This is a genomic window from Candidatus Peregrinibacteria bacterium (assembly GCA_016699145.1).
In the GTDB taxonomy this organism is placed as follows: domain Bacteria; phylum Patescibacteriota; class Gracilibacteria; order UBA1369; family 2-02-FULL-48-14.
Genome location: CP064962.1, coordinates 105,221 through 122,788 on the forward strand (window position 1 = coordinate 105,221; position 17,568 = coordinate 122,788).

16 protein-coding genes and 1 tRNA gene are annotated in these 17,568 nt (G+C 46.4%); 11 read left to right on the forward strand and 6 right to left on the reverse strand.

Annotation, left to right across the window (positions count from 1 at the left end):
- Positions 1–38: 38 nt before the first annotated feature.
- The 4 genes from aspS to IPG41_00605 all read right to left on the reverse strand — a co-directional run bounded on the left by aspS (position 39) and on the right by IPG41_00605 (position 5,788).
- Complete coding sequence (gene aspS / locus IPG41_00590; protein QQR55062.1) at positions 39–1,805, reverse strand: aspartate--tRNA ligase; 1,767 nt, start codon at positions 1,803–1,805, stop codon at positions 39–41.
- A gap of 63 nt (positions 1,806–1,868) precedes the next feature.
- A complete protein-coding gene (gene dnaE / locus IPG41_00595) occupies positions 1,869–5,399 on the reverse strand; it encodes a DNA polymerase III subunit alpha (protein ID QQR55063.1) in 3,531 nt (1,176 codons plus the stop codon).
- The gene (locus IPG41_00600) at positions 5,399–5,692 is read right to left on the reverse strand and encodes a hypothetical protein (GenBank protein QQR55064.1); all 294 of its coding nucleotides are present in this window, start codon (positions 5,690–5,692) and stop codon (positions 5,399–5,401) included. The genes dnaE and IPG41_00600 overlap by 1 nt, the downstream gene beginning before the upstream one ends.
- A 12-nt stretch (positions 5,693–5,704) precedes the next feature.
- Positions 5,705–5,788 (reverse strand) — tRNA-Leu (locus IPG41_00605).
- A gap of 191 nt (positions 5,789–5,979) precedes the next feature.
- Between IPG41_00605 and IPG41_00610 the strand changes: the two genes are divergently transcribed.
- Together IPG41_00610 and IPG41_00615 are read left to right on the forward strand one after the other, a co-directional pair.
- The gene (locus IPG41_00610; GenBank protein ID QQR55065.1) at positions 5,980–7,065 is read left to right on the forward strand and encodes a hypothetical protein; all 1,086 of its coding nucleotides are present in this window, start codon (positions 5,980–5,982) and stop codon (positions 7,063–7,065) included.
- Between the two features lie 15 nt (positions 7,066–7,080).
- Positions 7,081–7,401 (forward strand): histidine triad nucleotide-binding protein, encoded by a 321-nt coding sequence (locus IPG41_00615; protein QQR55066.1) that lies wholly within the window; start codon positions 7,081–7,083, stop codon positions 7,399–7,401.
- Positions 7,402–7,419: 18 nt separating this feature from the next.
- Here IPG41_00615 and IPG41_00620 read toward each other — a convergent pair whose 3' ends face one another.
- The gene (locus tag IPG41_00620; protein ID QQR55067.1) at positions 7,420–7,905 is read right to left on the reverse strand and encodes a hypothetical protein; all 486 of its coding nucleotides are present in this window, start codon (positions 7,903–7,905) and stop codon (positions 7,420–7,422) included.
- Positions 7,906–7,969: 64 nt separating this feature from the next.
- Here IPG41_00620 and IPG41_00625 point away from each other — a divergent pair, with 64 nt between their 5' ends.
- The 3 genes from IPG41_00625 to IPG41_00635 are packed head-to-tail and all read left to right on the forward strand — an operon-like array spanning position 7,970 to position 11,752.
- Positions 7,970–10,603, forward strand: a complete 2,634-nt coding sequence (locus IPG41_00625) for a valine--tRNA ligase (GenBank protein ID QQR55068.1) — start codon at positions 7,970–7,972, stop codon at positions 10,601–10,603.
- Between the two features lie 38 nt (positions 10,604–10,641).
- On the forward strand, positions 10,642–11,115 hold the full coding sequence (locus tag IPG41_00630) for a hypothetical protein (protein ID QQR55069.1): 474 nt from the start codon (positions 10,642–10,644) through the stop codon (positions 11,113–11,115).
- 58 nt (positions 11,116–11,173) lie between these two features.
- Positions 11,174–11,752 (forward strand): hypothetical protein, encoded by a 579-nt coding sequence (locus IPG41_00635; protein ID QQR55070.1) that lies wholly within the window; start codon positions 11,174–11,176, stop codon positions 11,750–11,752.
- Here the strand turns inward: IPG41_00635 and IPG41_00640 are convergent.
- Positions 11,749–13,029, reverse strand: a complete 1,281-nt coding sequence (locus IPG41_00640) for an adenylosuccinate synthase (protein QQR55071.1) — start codon at positions 13,027–13,029, stop codon at positions 11,749–11,751. The genes IPG41_00635 and IPG41_00640 overlap by 4 nt on opposite strands.
- Positions 13,030–13,104: 75 nt before the next feature.
- Between IPG41_00640 and IPG41_00645 the strand changes: the two genes are divergently transcribed.
- The 6 genes from IPG41_00645 to IPG41_00670 all read left to right on the forward strand — a co-directional run bounded on the left by IPG41_00645 (position 13,105) and on the right by IPG41_00670 (position 17,552).
- Entirely contained in the window at positions 13,105–13,380 is a 276-nt protein-coding gene (locus tag IPG41_00645; GenBank protein QQR55072.1) for an acylphosphatase, read from the forward strand.
- Positions 13,377–13,928: an RNA 2',3'-cyclic phosphodiesterase gene (gene thpR, locus IPG41_00650; protein ID QQR55073.1), complete on the forward strand. Its 552-nt coding sequence runs from the start codon at positions 13,377–13,379 to the stop codon at positions 13,926–13,928. Before IPG41_00645 ends, thpR begins: the two co-directional genes overlap by 4 nt.
- Positions 13,929–13,958: 30 nt before the next feature.
- Positions 13,959–15,392, forward strand: coding sequence for a DHA2 family efflux MFS transporter permease subunit (locus IPG41_00655; GenBank protein ID QQR55074.1), 1,434 nt, complete (start codon positions 13,959–13,961; stop codon positions 15,390–15,392).
- A 132-nt stretch (positions 15,393–15,524) separates the two neighbouring features.
- The gene (locus IPG41_00660) at positions 15,525–16,043 is read left to right on the forward strand and encodes a DNA-3-methyladenine glycosylase (GenBank protein ID QQR55075.1); all 519 of its coding nucleotides are present in this window, start codon (positions 15,525–15,527) and stop codon (positions 16,041–16,043) included.
- Positions 16,044–16,456: 413 nt separating this feature from the next.
- Complete coding sequence (locus tag IPG41_00665; GenBank protein ID QQR55076.1) at positions 16,457–17,149, forward strand: DUF4065 domain-containing protein; 693 nt, start codon at positions 16,457–16,459, stop codon at positions 17,147–17,149.
- On the forward strand, positions 17,139–17,552 hold the full coding sequence (locus tag IPG41_00670) for a hypothetical protein (GenBank protein ID QQR55077.1): 414 nt from the start codon (positions 17,139–17,141) through the stop codon (positions 17,550–17,552). The genes IPG41_00665 and IPG41_00670 overlap by 11 nt, the downstream gene beginning before the upstream one ends.
- Positions 17,553–17,568: the final 16 nt, after the last annotated feature.

Consider the following 17,568-nt stretch of genomic DNA (forward strand, 5'->3'; position numbering starts at 1 on the left):
AAAACAACTTAACACAGAAGCTGAATCTCGACCAGTAACTATTTTTCAAGAATCTTAATGTGCATTTCGCGCACTGCTGCTTCTGGTAAAGAAGAGGGTGCTCCCGTGCGCAGATCCTTGGCTTTAGAGTCTTTGGGGAAGGAAATGACTTCGCGAATATTGGGTTCGTCACGAAGCAACATCAGAATGCGATCCAGGCCCCAAGCGATGCCTCCGTGGGGAGGTGCTCCATAAGAAAAGGCTTCCAGCAAGTGACCGAATCGGCGTTCAATTTCCACTTCTTCAATGCCGAGCACTTGAAAGATTTTTTTCTGAACTTCAGGGGAGTGGATACGAATAGAGCCCCCGCCGATTTCACTTCCATTCATGGCAATGTCATAGGCTTTGGCGAGCACATTTTTAGGATCGGTATCGAGCATATCCAGCATTTCGAGCTTGGGCGAAGTGAAGGGGTGGTGCGCAGAGGCAAGGCGGTTCTCTTCTTTGCTGTACTCAAAAAGAGGGAAGTCCACCACCCAAAGCAGTGCGAGCACGTTGGGGTCGCGCAGTTGAAAATGATCTCCACAGGCAAGACGCACATAGCCTAGGGCGTTGCACGCGATTTCAAATTCATCCGCTGCAAAGAAGACGATGTCTCCTTTTTGAGCCCCGCAGCGGTCCACGAGAGCAGCCAATTCTTCCTCCTTGAAAAATTTCGTAATGGGTCCTTTGATGCCTTCCTCTTCCAAAGTGATGTAGGCCAGGCCCTTCGCACCATAAACTTTGGCGATTTCGGTCAAATCATCGATCATTTTGCGGCTGAACTCAGCTCCTTTTGGAGCGCGAAGGCACTTCACCACGCCGCCATTCGCAAGGGCACCGGTGAACACTTGGAAGCCGCAGTCTTTCACAAGATCAGAAACATCCACAATTTCCATGCCAAATCTCATATCAGGTTTATCGGTTCCAAAACGACTCATCGCCTCCTTCCAAGTCAGGCGAGGAAAGGGGCTTTGCATTATTTTTTTCTCAGGAACAAGTTCGGTCAAAAGCTGGGTCAAAACCGCTTCGTTCAGTGAAATCACATCTTCCTCTTCCACAAAAGACATTTCCAAGTCCATCTGGGTGAACTCGGGTTGACGATCTCCACGACTGTCTTCATCGCGGAAACAACGTGCAATTTGAAAATAGCGATCCATTCCTGACACCATTAAAAGTTGCTTGAGCTGTTGAGGAGATTGGGGCAAAACATAAAAAGTTCCAGGGTAAAGGCGCGCGGGCACAATAAATTCGCGGGATCCTTCCGGCGTGCCTTTCATGAGCATGGGAGTTTCCACCTCACAAAAACCGCGTTCATCCATGAGGTCGCGCAGGCGTTTGATGAATTTGTGGCGGAACACAAGGTTGTTCTTCATACGCTCCTTGCGCAAATCGAGATAACGATATTTGAGACGAGTTTCTTCATTCACTTCCTTATTTTGATCGATTTCAAACGGGGGAGTTTTAGCCTTATTCAAAATCGTGAGCTCCGTCGCTAGCACTTCAATGGCTCCTGTAGCAAATTCGGCATTGGTCTGGCCTGTCGGGCGAGGACGCACGGTTCCCGTCACTTTCAAAACATATTCCGAGCGCACCGAATTCACAGCTGCATGAGCTTCAGGGGCAGTGGACGGATCAAAAACCACTTGAGTCAATCCGTAGCGATCGCGCAGATCAATAAAAACCAAATCTCCGTGATCTCGGCGGCGATGCACCCAACCGCTCAACGTGAGGGTTTGACCTTCATGATCTTTTCGGAGTTCACCGCAAGTGTGTGTTCTGTACATAGGCAATAAAGAAACTAAGTGGGCCTATTCTAGAGGTCTTGGAAGAAAAATCCAATTGAATTCTCATTGGAGGATTTTTTTGACTTCTTCTTGTAGCAAGGGATGCACATCCACTCCAAAAGGCACTTTGATGCGTTTTAACGTTTGCCCATTGGGAATGTGAATTTCCACCACCGTTTCACCCTTATTTTCTTCGAGCAGGGTTTTGAGTTTTTTCAAAAGCTCAGGCGAACTGCCTTCATTCAGCGAGACAATAAAAGGTTCATTTCTTATTTCTACAGGTGCGGCATTTTCCAAGCCCTCGGTGACTTCAGAAACTTCACTTTCTTCCACAGCATTTTCAGAACGAAGTGGAGGCACGCCAATGATGCGATCTTCGGCATCAAAAACCTGTTTTTCTTTCGCCGATTTGATCATGTTTTCAAGCGAAAGAGTTTTCAACGAATCCAAAATGAATTGAAAATCTTCCCCTCGTTTATCCAAACGCCCTTCCATGGTATAAACTCGTTCCTCAGCCAATTCTTGGCCAAAAGCGTCGTAAGCCCGAGGGAACAGCACAAACGGGACTCGCGCCGTGGGGTCTTCTATTTCCCCCATGGCCATGTATTTTCCGGCCTTGGTCATGATTTTTCGAACTTGTGTCACAAAACCGGTGAGCTGAATTTTTTTATCCACCTCTTTTTCAGTTAAAGAACCGATGAGTTTGCCTTTGCTTTGGAAATAACGCTTCATTCCTTGCAAAGGATGGCCGCTCACATAAAGCCCCACAAAATCCTTTTCCCAACGGAAGCGTTGAGCACTGTCGGCAGGAGGCACCTCTCTCATATGCAAGGGCTCAATGGAGCTATCGTCCATCATACCAAAAATGTCGGTTTGCCCCTCGGCACTGGAGGCTTGGATATTTTTGGCATAAGTGTTAATTTCATCATAATTGGACGCCAGCTGAGCACGTTCGCCCAATTCATCCATAGCTCCCGAATAAGCCAAACATTCGATGGTCTTTTTATTCAAAATTTTTGCCGGAACTCGTCTCGCCAAGTCTTCCAAAGAGCTGAAAGGCCCTCCTTCCTCACGCACACGAATGATCTCGTAAACAGGGCCATCGCCCATTCCTTTGATGGCCATCAGCCCAAAACGAATCGTTTTATCATCAATCACCGTGAAGTGAGCGCGCGATTCATTGACGCTCGGGGGCAAAACTTCAATGCCCATGTTGCGACATTCTTCAATCTCAATCACGATGCGATCGGTGTTATCGGCATCAGAAGTCAATAAAGCTGCCATGAATTCAGCAGGGTAATGAGCCTTAAGATAAGCCGTTTGATAGGCAATGTAGGCGTAACACGCAGCGTGGGATTTATTGAATCCATAACCTGCAAAAGGCTCCACAACTTCATCGAAAATTTTCGATGCCAGTTTGGCTTCACGCCCTTGCGCCACAGCTCCTTGAATGAACTTTTCACGTTGAGCCACCAGTTCAGAAGCAATTTTCTTCCCAATGGCTCGGCGCAAAAGATCAGCTTCACCCAGTGAAAACCCGGCAAAAACCTTGGCGATTTCCAAAATCTGTTCCTGGTAAATAGCAATGCCATACGTTTCTTTCAACACAGCCTCTAAAGATTCGTGCAAATACGTCACTTTTTTCTTGCCGTGTTTGCCGTCAATATAGCTCGAAATGAACTGCATGGGGCCGGGACGATACAGCGAAACCATGGCAATGATATCGGTGAATTCAGTAGGCTTGAGTTCACGCAAATAGCGCTTCATGCCCGCCGATTCCATTTGAAACACTCCGGTGGTCTCCCCGCGTTGAAGCAACTCGTAAGCCTTTTTGTCATCCATGGGCAGGCCGGCCAAATCCACCGTCAATTCAGGTCTCGTTCGTTTTAAAACACCCAAAGTGGTTTGCAAAATAGTCAGATTGCTGAGCCCCAAAAAATCCATTTTAAGCAGGCCCAATTCTTCACAAGGTTTCATGGAATACTGAGTCACTATTCCTTCTCCGTCGCCCGTGGCTTTTTGCAGGGGAGTGTAAAGGTCCAAAGGATCGCGAGAAATAATCACGGCACACGCATGAGTCCCAACCTGTCGAATGGTGCCCTCCAATTTCACGGCTGTGTCCAAAATTTCTTTGGCATGTTCATCCTCTTTATAAAGTTTGGAAAGTTCAGGATCATCGGTCAAAGACTCTTCTAAAGGGGCATATTTGCCTAAAATGGCCGGGGGAACCATTTTAGCCACACGATCCACCTCAGAATAACTGAAGCCGAGTGCCCGCCCTGCATCTCGAATGGCGGCCTTGGGAGCCAAGGTTCCAAAAGTGATGATTTGAGCGACATGATCTTCTCCATACTTTTCGGTAACATATTTCAAAACTTCATCGCGTCGAAGGTCATCGAAATCCACGTCAATATCGGGCATGGAAATGCGTTCCGGATTCAAAAATCGTTCAAACAGCAATTTGTATTGAAGAGGATCCAGTTCCGTAATTTTCAAACAATAAGAAATGATTGAACCTGCCGCCGATCCACGACCGGGTCCCACCACAATGCCATTTTCTTTGGCGTAACGAATGAAATCGTGCACGATCAAAAAATAAGCATCAAAACCCATTTTATGAATGGTTTCCAACTCAAAATCCAAACGCTCCAAAGCCCCTTCCGGGGGTGAATCTCCATAACGTTCCTTAAAGCCTTTTTCACAGAGTTGCCTCAAATAAGCTTCCGGGGTTTCTGAACCCGTATCGAAATAAGGAATCAAATGTTCTCCAAATTTAATGTCCACTGTGCACATTTCCGCGATTTTCAAAGTATTTTCATAAGCTTCCGGACAAAAACGAAAAGATTCCTTCATGTCTTCAGGTGAACGCATCGAAAAATTCCCATTGTAACGGAAGCGATGCTCATCCTTCACTGTCTTTTGATTTTGAATGCAGATGAGCACATCGTGAGCTTCGGCATCTTCAGGTTTTAAATAGTGGCAATCATTGGCTGCCACCAAGGGAGCTCCCGTTTCCTTCGAGAGTTCGATCAATTTGCTGTTCACAATGCTCCAGTTGGCTATTTCAGGATGATGCTGCAATTCCAAATAAAAAAACTCTTTTCCAAAAATTTCCTGGTATTTTTTAATCTTTTCTCGAGCCACATCCATTTGATTCTCAAGAATGAGTTTAGGGATCAATCCCCCCAAACTTCCCGTCAAAGCAATCAACCCTGAGCTGTATTTCTCCAAAACCTCTTCATCAATACGAGGTTTATAATAAAATCCCTCCAAAGCAGCCACACTGCACAATTTAAGCAGGTTTTGATAACCTTCGTTGTTCCTAGCCAAAAGCACCAAAGAAGAATAGCGATTTTCAGGGGTTTTAAGGTGACGTCCCAAAGGAGCCACATACGCTTCCACTCCTAAAATAGGCTTAATGCCTTCTGCTTTGGCTGCTTTATAAAATTCCAAAGCCCCATAAAAAACTCCACTGTCGGTAAGGGCCACAGCAGGGCTGCCTTGCTCCTTCGCCAATTTCACATAATCCTTAGGCTTCGCCAAACCTGTCAAAATGCTGTAATGCGTGTGATTGTGAAGATGAACGAAACTCATTATTCAGAGTGTAACACGCTTTCCATCCATGTTTGAATCGCTACGGAAAAATCAGAAACGAAGGGGATTTCCCCTAAAACTTGTTTAAGAATGAAACTCGCTAAGGATAAAAAAAGAGCAGTGCCGAATAAAATGCCCAGACCTTGAAAGGTTCCAGCTAAAAAATTCCTCCATGCAATAGACAAAGGATGAGATAGATAACGGATGAAAAGAGAAAATTCTTTCTCCTTTTCTAAGTTGAAGTGAATATCGGCCACCGAAACAGAAGACTTTTTCTTACGGAAGAGAGGCATGGTTGTAGGGGTTGGTGCTCGGGGAGAGACTTGAACTCTCACACCCGAAGGTACTAGCTCCTAAGGCTAGCGCGTCTGCCATTTCGCCACCCGAGCACATGGGGATTCTAAACGAGGAGAAAGTGTTGACGCAACTATTGACAAAACCATTTTTTAGTCTTATGTTAAGCCCTTACTAGTTGGAAAATCTGAAAAATGAAGGATAAATATTCTATTGACGTTTACAAAAAGGAACAATATCGTAGGAATACATAGTTCAGTTTTCCGGCCCACTTAACAGAAGAAAAATGACCCATACGTCTAAGCTCGGTACCCCTATCCTCAAGCTCAATCTCAGTGAAATCATCGAAGATATCTTCATGGTACTCACCGATAAAGAAAAAAAAGTAGTGGTCCAACGATTTTCCTTAGACAATAAGGAGCGCCGCACCTTAGAAAGCATTGGACAAAGCTTTAACGTGACTCGAGAACGCGTGCGTCAGATCGAAAAAATTGCTCTTGGAAAACTGCGCCGCACCGTTACGAGCAGCAAACTGCATTACATTCATGAAGTGGCCGAAGCCATTTTGCGTGAAAATGGAGGCTTGCTTCTTGAGGACGAATTGGTAAAGAACATTCTCAATCTCATTGAAAAAACCGTGGATGTGGACGCTCAAATCGTGCGTTTGGCTTTGACCATCTGTCCTGGCATTCAATCCATCGAAAAAAACAATCTTTACCGTTTGTCTTGGCATTTGAACAGTATTCCCGAAAGTGCCGTTGCAGCCGTGAGCGAAGCCGCACACGATGCCCTCAAACAACACAAAGATATTTTGAGCGCGGAAGAACTGCTCAGAGCCATGTCCAAGACCAAAGTCATTCAAGAATTCAAGCTCACCGACGAGTTTTTCTTGGCCGCACTTCGCATGGATGAACGCACCAAGAAAGTAGAAGAGGGTTACGGACTGGTGGTGTGGAGGCACATCAACCCAAAGAGCATCCGAGACAAAGCCCTCATTGTGCTTCGTCAGGAAGAAAAACCGTTGCATTTCGTGGACATCGCTAAAAAAATCACCGACAACCGTTTCGATTCCAAAAAAGTGACCGTGCAAGCCGTGCATAATGAATTGATCCGCTACCCTCAATTCGTCTTAGTAGGACGTGGACTCTATGCTCTTAAAGAATGGGGCTATGAAGATGGAACCGTGACCGACATCATCGAAGCTTTGCTCGCAAAAAAGAGTCCTCTGAGCAAGCAAGACATCATCAAAGGCGTGCTCAAACAACGCCGTGTAAAAAAAGGAACCATCTCTTTAAACCTGCAAAAGAACCCTCAATTCGCTCGTGTGGGTCGTGCCGTTTACAGTTTGGATCTTTCCAAGAAAAAGAAATAATTTCCCGCCAACGCCATGGCTGAAAAAACTCTCTTTCAAAAAATCATAGACAAAGAAATCCCTGCCGATTTTGTGTATGAAGACGATCTTTGCGTGGCCATCAAAGATCTTTACCCCAAGGCCCCGGTTCATTTTCTCATCATTCCTCGCAAATTCATTCCAAGCTTTGCTGAAGTCACTGAAGCCGATAAAGACCTGGTTTCACACCTCATGTTCGTGGGGCAAAAACTTGCTGAAGAGTACAAATGCGAAGGCTACCGCCTACAGTTCAATGTGGGTGAAAAAGGCGGACAAGTCATTTTTCACTTGCACCTCCACCTAATGGGGTGGCATTGACCTCGAGCTTAACTCCAACTAAGCAAAACGGTGCACCACCTTCAGCCAAATTTCTTTTAAAAGCTCATAACTGGCATGGGCCACCAGTTCAATTTGTCGAACGAGGCGGCGCAGTTCCGCAATGGCTTGACTGAGGAGGTCGTATTGCTTACTGCGGCGGAGCGTTCGGATTTCTTTTTCAACTTTGATTTTACGGGCCTCCAAAACCTTTTTCACTTCTTGACGCATGGCTGGCACTTTGGGGGCACTCGCTAAAAGCCGTTCTCGAAGCAAAAGTTTTTCATCCAAAAGCGCCCCTTTTTTCGTGGTTTTAGCAGACTGCTTGCTTTGAGAAGAAGAATCTCGTTTTTTTTCACTTTGACCGGAAGCCACTTCACTCACGGATTCTCCGACACTGTCCACAGCTTCGGCTAAACCAGAATCTCCCTCCAGGACTCGAACCTGAACAGAAGAACCCTCGGGGACTTGCTCTTTAGTATTGGAAAAATTGTTTTTGTGACTCATAATGCAATCCTAACATTATAACACTTTATCGTCTTTCTTTAAAGGTTAATAAACTTTCGTTGCCATGCAAGAACTTGCTAAAACTTTCAACTCCAAAGAGTTTGAGGAACGTCTCTACAAAAAATGGGAAGAATCCGGGGCTTTTCAACCGGACTCCGATCCTCAAAAGCCCGCCTACGCCCTCATGATGCCGCCCCCCAATGCCACCGGCACTCTGCACTTGGGGCATGCAACCATGCTGGCCATTGAGGATATTTTGGTCCGCTACCACCGAATGAAAGGCCACGCGACGCTTTATTTGCCCGGCACCGACCATGCAGCCATTGCCACCGAAAGCGTGGTGATTAAAAAATTACAAGAAGAAGGAATGAAGAATCCGCGCGAAACCTTAGGACGCGAAGGGCTTTTAAATGAGATCAAAGTTTTTGTTGAAAACAGCAAAGCCACCATCCGTAATCAGGTTCGAAAAATGGGCACCAGCTGCGACTGGTCTCGCGAGCGTTACACCTTCAGTGATGACATGAATCACGCGGTGAATACACTTTTTAAAATGATGTATGACGACGGACTCATCTATCGTGGAGATCGCATTGTGAATTGGGACCCCAAAATGCAAACCACCGTAGCCGACGACGAACTCGAATACATGGAAGAGAAATCCCCATTTTACATCTTTAAATACGGCCCTTTCGAGATTGGGACTTCTCGTCCCGAAACCAAATTTGGCGATAAGGTGGTGGTGATGCACCCCGAGGACCCGCGTTATGCAAAATACAAGCATGGAGAAGTGATTGGACCTTTTGAGTGGATCAATGGACCTTCGACCGCCACTGTGATCAAAGACGAAGCCATCGACATGGAATTTGGTACCGGAGTCATGACCATCACCCCCTGGCACGACATGACGGACTTCGAAATTGCCGAACGCCATAAACTTGAAAAAATCCAAGTCATCGACGAACACGGGCGACTTTTGCCCATTGCGGGTGAATTTGCAGGCATGAAAATCCAAGAAGCTCGCGGAAAAATTGTAGAAAAACTCGCCGAAAAAGGATTGCTTTTGAAAACGGACGAAAATTACGTCCACAACGTGGCCGTCAGCTACCGTGGAAAAGGAAAAGTGGAGCCTCAAATCATGAAACAATGGTTCGTGGACGTGAACAAAGCCGTCATCGATTGGAAAGGGAAAATGAGCAGCATCAAAGAGGTGCTTCAAGATGTAGTCCACAGCGGCATGATCCGCATCGTGCCCGATCGTTTCGACAAAATCTACTTCCACTGGATCAACAATTTGCGCGATTGGTGCATCTCTCGCCAAATCTGGTGGGGCCACCGCATTCCGGTGTGGTACAAAAACGAACAAGTGCAAGTGAGCGAAAACTCGCCCGGCGAAGGCTGGATCCAAGACGAAGACACCCTCGATACCTGGTACAGCTCCGGACTTTGGACTTTTTCAACCTTAGGTTGGCCTGAAAAAACGCCCGACTTACTGCGCTTCACACCCTCCAACGTACTGGAGACGGGCTACGACATTTTGTTTTTTTGGGTGGCTCGCATGATTTTACAATCCACTTACGCCCTTCGCAAAACTGGCTTTTCAGAAGAAAAATCCCTTCCTTTTAAAGACGTGTACTTGCACGGCCTCATCCGCGACATTCGTGGAAAAAAGATGAGCAAATCCCATCCCGAAACCTGCATCGATCCACTGGATATGATCGAAAAATACGGCACCGACGCCATTCGCCTTAGCCTGGTGATTGGGGGAACACCGGGCAACGACATGCGTCTTTATGAAGAGAAAATTTCAGGATTCCGCAACTTTGTGAACAAAATTTGGAACGGCGCTCGCTTTGTGCTTTTAAACCTCGACCCTTCCGCCAGTACTGACCTCGATCCTTCCACTTTCAGCCGTGCGGACAAATGGATTTTAACGCGACTCAACGAAATCATTGAAAAAGCCAGCAAGGAACTCGAGACCTATCAATTTTCGGAAGCAGGCATGAGCGTCTATGACTTTTTTTGGGGAGAATACTGCGACTGGTATGTGGAAATGAGCAAGGTCAATAAAAATCCAGCGGTGCTCAAACACGTGCTCCAAAACACACTTAAACTTTTGCACCCCTTCATGCCCTTTGTAACCGAAGCCGTTTGGGAACAATTGGAGCCCAAAGAATTGCTCATCACTTCTGAGTGGCCACGCCCCAATCCAATGTGGAATTTTGCAGAAGAAACAGCCGAAGTTCAGCGCGTGATGGAACTGGTTTCCTCCATCCGCTCCTTGCGAGCCGAAGCCAACGTGGATGCCACAAAAAAAATCCACGCTATTGTTTACGCCCACGAAGATCTTCAGCTCATGCAAGACAAAGCAGACATCATCAAACGCCTCGGCAACTTGGGGGAGCTCGAACTCAGCGAAACCGGTCCCAAGCCAGAAAAAGCCTTGGCGGCCTTTGTAGGAGACATTGAAATTTTTCTACCCCTTGCCGATCTCCTCGACTTTGAACAGGAGCAAAAACGCATCACCAAAGAGATTCAGGAACTAGAACGCTATATTGAAAACATTGAGCGGAAACTCGAAAACCCCGGCTTCGTTCAAAATGCTCCTCAAGAAATTTTAACGAAAGAAAAAGAAAAGTTGAATGAAAGCAAAAATCGACTGGAAAAACACCAAACCCAACTCAAAACTTTGACGAAATGAGCTGAAGTGCTAAATTGAACTCTTATAATCAATCGCATATGAAATTCAAAGAATTGGCTTTATTAGGCACCCTAGCAGGATGGGGCTGTCTGCCTGAAAAAAATGCACCAACAGACGATTGCACCACCGTAGGAGTGAACGGCGATGTCGCAGCGGATGAAGCAGACGGTTTGTCAGATGAAGACCTTCTCGCAGAATATGGCACAACTGCCATTAGCATTCAAATGGCCCTATCTGGAGAAGAAACTTCTATTACAGGAGAAATTCAAGAGGGAACTGAAGGTGAAAATGGAGACACAGTAGCTTTCGCCTGCGCATCAAATCAAATAGGTTCCTGTGAAATGCATGTTTATAACAATTGTAATAATGATTTTAGATGGACAGTAGCATTCAATGAGCCTATAGAAAGCGCAGCTTGCACCTGGTTCGCTGACGCAGCAGATCTTCCTCCCCGCGACCCAACCTGCACATTGACCACCGATGGAAGAGAGCTCACTGTGGACGGCAACTAAAGCCACATCCAAAGTGAACAGCCTTGAAAAAACGCGCGTTTTGAGTTAGAATGATGAGATGCTCAAAACAGATCATTTAAAACAAATTCAAGTCGCCAAGTCCCAAAAAAATTATGACTTGATGCTGCTGAGTGCCAAAGAAGCTTTAAACGCTTATCCCAGCGACGAAGATTTAAAAGAAGCCCTGTGCGACGCCCAGGCTTATTATGTGAACGAAAAACTGCATTCAGACTTGCTCAAAACTTTGGAAGAAAAAGAGGATTGGGAAGGACTGCAGGCCATTTATCTCAAGCTGCTTTCGGTCTTTCCAAGCTCCGAGAAATTGCATCATCTGCTGGAAAAAACCAGAAAAAAAATCGAACGCAGTGCTAAAGAAGCCAAGGAAAATTTCTATCAAAAGGCGGAGCGACAAGTCAAAGAAATGATGCAAAAAGGAGATTTACAAGGTGCAGAAAACGCCTGCTACGAAATTTTAAGCAGTGATCCAAAGCAAAAAAAAATACTCAAACTCTTGATTAAAATTCAGCACCGCATCGATAAAGACATCGAAAAAGCCCTCGGATTTTACTATAAAAACGCCGTTCCCAGCCTCGAAAGAGAGTATCAAGCTCACCAAGAAAACTACGTTCGCGTTTAGCGCAGCAAAAGTTGGTCGCGTCGTTGCCCAACCCCCACGTATTTCAGAGGACAGCCAAGCAAAGCTTCCAGTCGAAGCACATAATTTTTGGCATTTTGAGGCAACGCATCCCACGAAGTCACTTCTTTAAGAGAGCTTTTCCAACCAGGCAAAGTTTCATATTCCACTTCCACGCGTGCTAGGTCTTCGAGGCTCGCCGGAATACTGTCCAAATTGCGGCCATCCAATTTATAAGCCACCGCAATTTTCACCTCATCAAGCGCGTCCAACACATCGAGCTTCGTCAAATTGAGTGCCGTAAAGCCATTGAGCCGTACGGAATATTTCGTCATCGGCACATCGAACCATCCACAGCGACGAGGCCTCCCCGTGGTAGAGCCATATTCACCCCCTGCCTCTCGAATGGAGTCACCGAGTGCATCCACAAGTTCGGTTGGGAAGGGACCACTGCCCACGCGAGTCATATAGGCTTTCACAATTCCAATATTGTCGCCAAGATCGCGAGGAGAAAGACCGGTTCCAGTGAAAATACCTCCAATGCTGGGGTTGGAGGAAGTCACAAAAGGGAAAGTTCCATGATCAATATCGAGCAAAGTTGCATTTGCCCCCTCCACGAGCACTTTCTTACCCGCCGCCAAAGCTTGATCGAGCACGAGAGCACCATCCACCATCATGGCCAAAAGCCGAGAGCGAACCCCCTGTAAGACAGCCAATTCTGCCTCAGCATCGTATTCGAATCCATAATTTTTTTGATGCCACTCCACATTGGCCTTGTACTTTTCTACAAAACTTTCCCAGTGAGCTAAATCGCAAAGGCGAAGCCCACGTCGATTGATTTTATCGGCATAGGCAGGCCCAATTCCACGTCGAGTCGTCCCCACTTTTTGAGTTCCTTTAGAGTCTTCCTGAGCTCCATCAATAAGCTTGTGATAATCGAATAAAAGAGCAATACGATCCGAAATTTTCACGCGACTCTCCACCTCATAGCCTTGAGTTTTCATCGCTTCAATTTCTTCAAACAGACTGGGCACATGCAAGACCACGCCGTTGCCAATCACACACTGAACATGCGGATACAAAAGTCCACTGGGCAGAAGGTGAAACACAAATTTTTTAATTTCCTCACCTTGCTTCACATACACCGTGTGACCCGCATTCGCACCGCCCGTCGCACGAGCCACAATATCGAAATTTGCACTCAAAACATCCACGAGTTTCCCTTTACCTTCGTCGCCCCATTGAGCGCCCAGGATAACGGTGAAAGCTTGTCGTGTCATGTGAGGAAGGGTAAATCGCGGCTATTTTAAACAAAGCCGCTTGAACTTACTAGGGAGATTTTCTAAGCTAAAACCATGAAACACATGGAGCTTTATATTTCCGGCAAAGTCCAAGGGGTCTGCTTCCGTTCGCTCACACAAAGCCTAGCCAAAGAACTCGGACTCACAGGCTATGTTGAAAATTTGGAAGATGGCCGCGTCCACATCGAAGCAGAGGGCACCGACAAAGATCTAAAAGAACTTTTGGATTGGACCCACCGTGGACCTGACCTTGCTGAAGTTGAAAAAGTGGAAATAAAATGGAGCGACGACTTTGTGGATTATACTGATTTCACCCTCCTTGAACCATGAAACGACTGTTTTTAGGTCTAGAATTTCCAAAAGAACTTGCCAGCGAACTCGAGGCTTTTATCGAACCGTATAAAACTCATTCTGCTCTCAAAGATGCCAAGTGGATCCCCACCGAAAATTTTCACCTGACTCTCCTCTTTTTAGGAGAAGTACCCGACTCCCTTGTGCCAGAAGTACAATCTTTGGCCCGCGGCGTTTGCGCCAAAATTCCTAAATTCATCCTGCAGCCCAAGCGCGTGACGCTGTACCCCGAAATGGGCAAGGCCAAAATCGTTTGGACCAAATTCGAACGCAGCCTCGAGTTTCAAGAACTCTGCTCTGAGTTGCTGCTCTTTTTGAAACACACGCTCCCAGACCTTGAAGTGAAAGAATCCATCGCTCACCTCACACTCGCACGCCTCCGTAAAACCATCGATGGCAAAGCACTGACCTTCAAGCCCATCGACTTCAGTGGCTTCGAGGTGACCGAAACCGCCCTCTACCAGTCGGAACTCACACCCCAAGGCTCCGTTTATACTGTGCTTGAACGCTATCCACACGGAGCGTAGTATACCGGCACTCTTTCGCCCCATTTTTCCATGTCTTCTGCCCTACGCGATCACCGTTGGATCGCCCTTATTGTGCTCTGTCTTGGCTCTCTCATGATCGTACTCGACACGACCATTGTGAACGTGGCGCTGCCTTCCATCCGCGACGACCTTGGCTTTTCCGAGTCCACGCTCGCTTGGGTGGTGAATGCCTACATGCTCACTTTTGGAGGCTTCTTGCTGCTCGGGGGACGCCTCGGCGATCTCTTTGGCCACCGCAAACTCTTCCTCATGGGCTTGGGACTCTTCACTCTAGCTTCCTTAGCGTGCGGATTGGCCAGCACTCAAGAGCTGCTCATCGTTGCCCGTGCCTTTCAAGGGTTTGGAGGGGCGATCGTTGCCGCCGTGGCCCTTTCTCTCGTCATGAATCTTTTCACTGAACCGACAGAACGCGCCAAAGCCATGGGCGTCTATGGTTTTGTGAACTCCGGGGGAGGAACACTGGGTGTCTTGCTCGGTGGAATATTAACCAACTCGTTCAGTTGGAATTGGATCTTTTTAGTGAATGTCCCCTTGGGAATTCTGGTCTTCGTACTGGGCCTCAAACTGCTTCCACTCCACAAAGAAAGCGGTGCCCCACGTCACTTGGACGCCGCCGGTGCCGTCACCATCACCTCAGCCATGCTGCTCGCGGTTTATGCCATTGTGAATGGAAATCAAGTGGGATGGGGGTCTGCACAAACCTGGCTCGAACTGGGGGGAGCCTTAGTACTCTTGCTCATCTTCATTGCCATTGAACTCAAAGTTAAAAAACCACTGATGCCGCTGGGACTCTTCAAACTCCGCAACATGACCATCGCCAATGCCATGGCCATGCTTTGGGCGGCTTCTATGTTCTCATGGTTCTTCCTTTCCGCTCTTTATCTACAGCTCGTGCTCGGTTACAGTCCGCTCTTTGTGGGACTGGCCTTCCTCCCATGCAACATCATCATGGCCATTTTGTCACTCGGTGTTTCTGCCAAGCTAGTCATTCGTTTCGGGATCCGCCCCACGCTTATGGTCGGACTCGCTTTGATCACAGCAGGACTGGGGTTCTTTGTACTCGCTCCAATGGAAGGAACTTTTGTGATGAACGTGATGCCCAGCATGATCCTCTTTGGCCTCGGAGGAGGAATTGCCTTCAACCCGCTCTTGCTCGCTGCCATGAACGATGTGAAACAAGAAGACTCCGGCCTCGCCTCGGGAATGATCAACACTTCCTTCATGATGGGTGGAGCGCTTGGACTCGCTATTTTAGCCAGTCTCGCCTCGTCTCGTTCTGCCAGTTTGCTCGCCTCAGGAGCAGAAGAAATGGTGGCCTTACTGGGTGGCTACCACGCCGCTTTCTTTGCCGGAACTCTCTTTTCTGGACTTGCGCTACTATTGGCCACTCTGCTTAAAATCAAGAAGCCCACTAAGGAGCCTAGCGCTGCGGTACATTTTTAGCAGAATGTTTTCAGGTTTTTTGATAAACAAAAAACCCCTCAGAAGAGGAGTATTTGCGTCACCCGCGAGTTACTGTAGCTGAACAGCCCTTGGATATTTTAAGAATAACACAAAGCAGTATAAAATGGCAACATGAATAAAGCCCTCCCTCTCCGTTGGTTCAACCGCCCCACCGTGGACGTCGCCCGTGACCTCCTCGGCAAATACCTCGTGCGCCGCTTTCCGGATGGCACTGAGCACGCCTACCGCATCACCGAGACCGAAGCCTACGACGGACCCGAGGACCTCGCGTGCCACGCTTCCAAAGGACGCACGCCCCGCACCGAAGTGATGTTCGGCGAAGCCGGTCACTTTTACGTCTACTTCGTCTACGGCATTCACTGGCTCCTCAACATCGTCACCGGCCCCACAGATTTCCCATCCGCCGTCCTCATCCGCGGACTCGAAGGCCTTAGCGGCCCCGCCCGCCTCACCAAAGCCCTTCAGATCGATAAGAGTTTTTACGGCAAACCAGCCACTCCTAAATCAGATTTGTGGTTTGAAGACCGCGGCGAAAAGGTGGATCAGATCCTCGCAACCCCTCGGATTGGAGTGGATTATGCGGGGAAAGAATGGGCAAGGAAGGAGTGGAGGTTTGTGATAAAAATTTAAAAAGGCGGCTACCACTCCGTAACCGCCTTTTCGGGCAGATCAACTACTTTGTGTCACCATTGCCGGATTTCGGCATGCGCTCTACAACGTATTTCTCTGGATTCCCCCTTGCCTTCTCAACTGGTACCAATCTTCCCGTTAGGGCATTGCGTCCAATAAGGAATGTTTTAGCCGTGCTCATAGGTTTCAGACCTCATTTTTGAATCTCGGGCTCGACCAACCTTCGCGAGTCTTCAAGAGGAGGAAGAACTCGGTGTTTTATCACGGGATAATCGTACCAAAGAGAGCTTAGTTTTGTAAAGAATTTATTACAAAATGCAATAAAAACGAGCTAAAATAGATAATTTGTGTGAATACTTGACTTTTAAGTAGATCGAAGTATCATGTAGATGAATCGCCTTAACCACTCGCTCATGAAGGATTTTATTACCAAGCTTCGCAAGTCTGCAGGACTTTCTCAAGAAGAGCTTGCTCAAAAATTAGGGTTTTCGCGACCCACTCTTGTTGCGATAGAGAAGGGTGAAAGAGACGTCACTCTCAATGAACTCAAACAAATATCGGAAATTTTCGACATTCCGCTTGAGATAATTCTGGATCAGGAAATGGAAGTAACTCAAAAAATAGAGGCGCAAAACTTTAGTGAAAAAACTTTTATTAAGTTTCAGAATCTTATTCTTCAATGTATTAAATATGGAGCTGATACTGATGGGAAAATTACAAAAACTAAACTGGCAAAACTAGTATATCTATGTGATTTTGCGAACTATTACAAAACTTTAAAACCAATTTCTGGATTTGAATACCGTAGATTCGCCAGAGGACCTGTAGCAATTGAATTTTTTGATATTATCGATAACGATGAATCTCTTAGTGCTGAGAAAAATGGCACTGCAGTAATGGTCTCTTTAGTGGAACAACCAGATGACACTGTTCTTAATAAAGAAGAATTAGAACTTATTAAAGCTGTCTGCAAAAAATGGAAAAAGGCTACCACTCAACAGATTGTAGATTTCACTCATAAACAAATGCCTTGGGCTATGTGTAAAGATAGGGAAGTCATTCCGTATCAACTCATCAATAACGAAGCTCCAGAGAATGTTTATTAAAGATTTATCCTATCAAATTGAATTTTCTTCATACTGCGAAAGACATTTCTGTAAAGATTTTCTAAAAAAATATAAAACACGTCAGTGGCTTGAAACGAGGAAAACTATTATAGCTACCTTAGAACGTGCCTATGCTTTTCAAAATACTGGGCTAATTGATAATTTAAAATTCTCCCAAGAAGATGGGGTAGGAATCTTCAAACTTGATTTTAGAGTTGCTGGAACAAACTTTTCTCCAAAAACATCAGGAAATCGGGTGATTTTTTCTCTTTCCATTAATGCGGTAAAAATTAAAGTTTTACTCGTCTACGGTAAGGATCACTGCGATAAAAAACATTCAGAGACGCAGTGGATATTGGAGCAAATTAAAGCAAATTTCCCTGAATACCGAAAATATTGTTAATTATAGTGTAAATAAC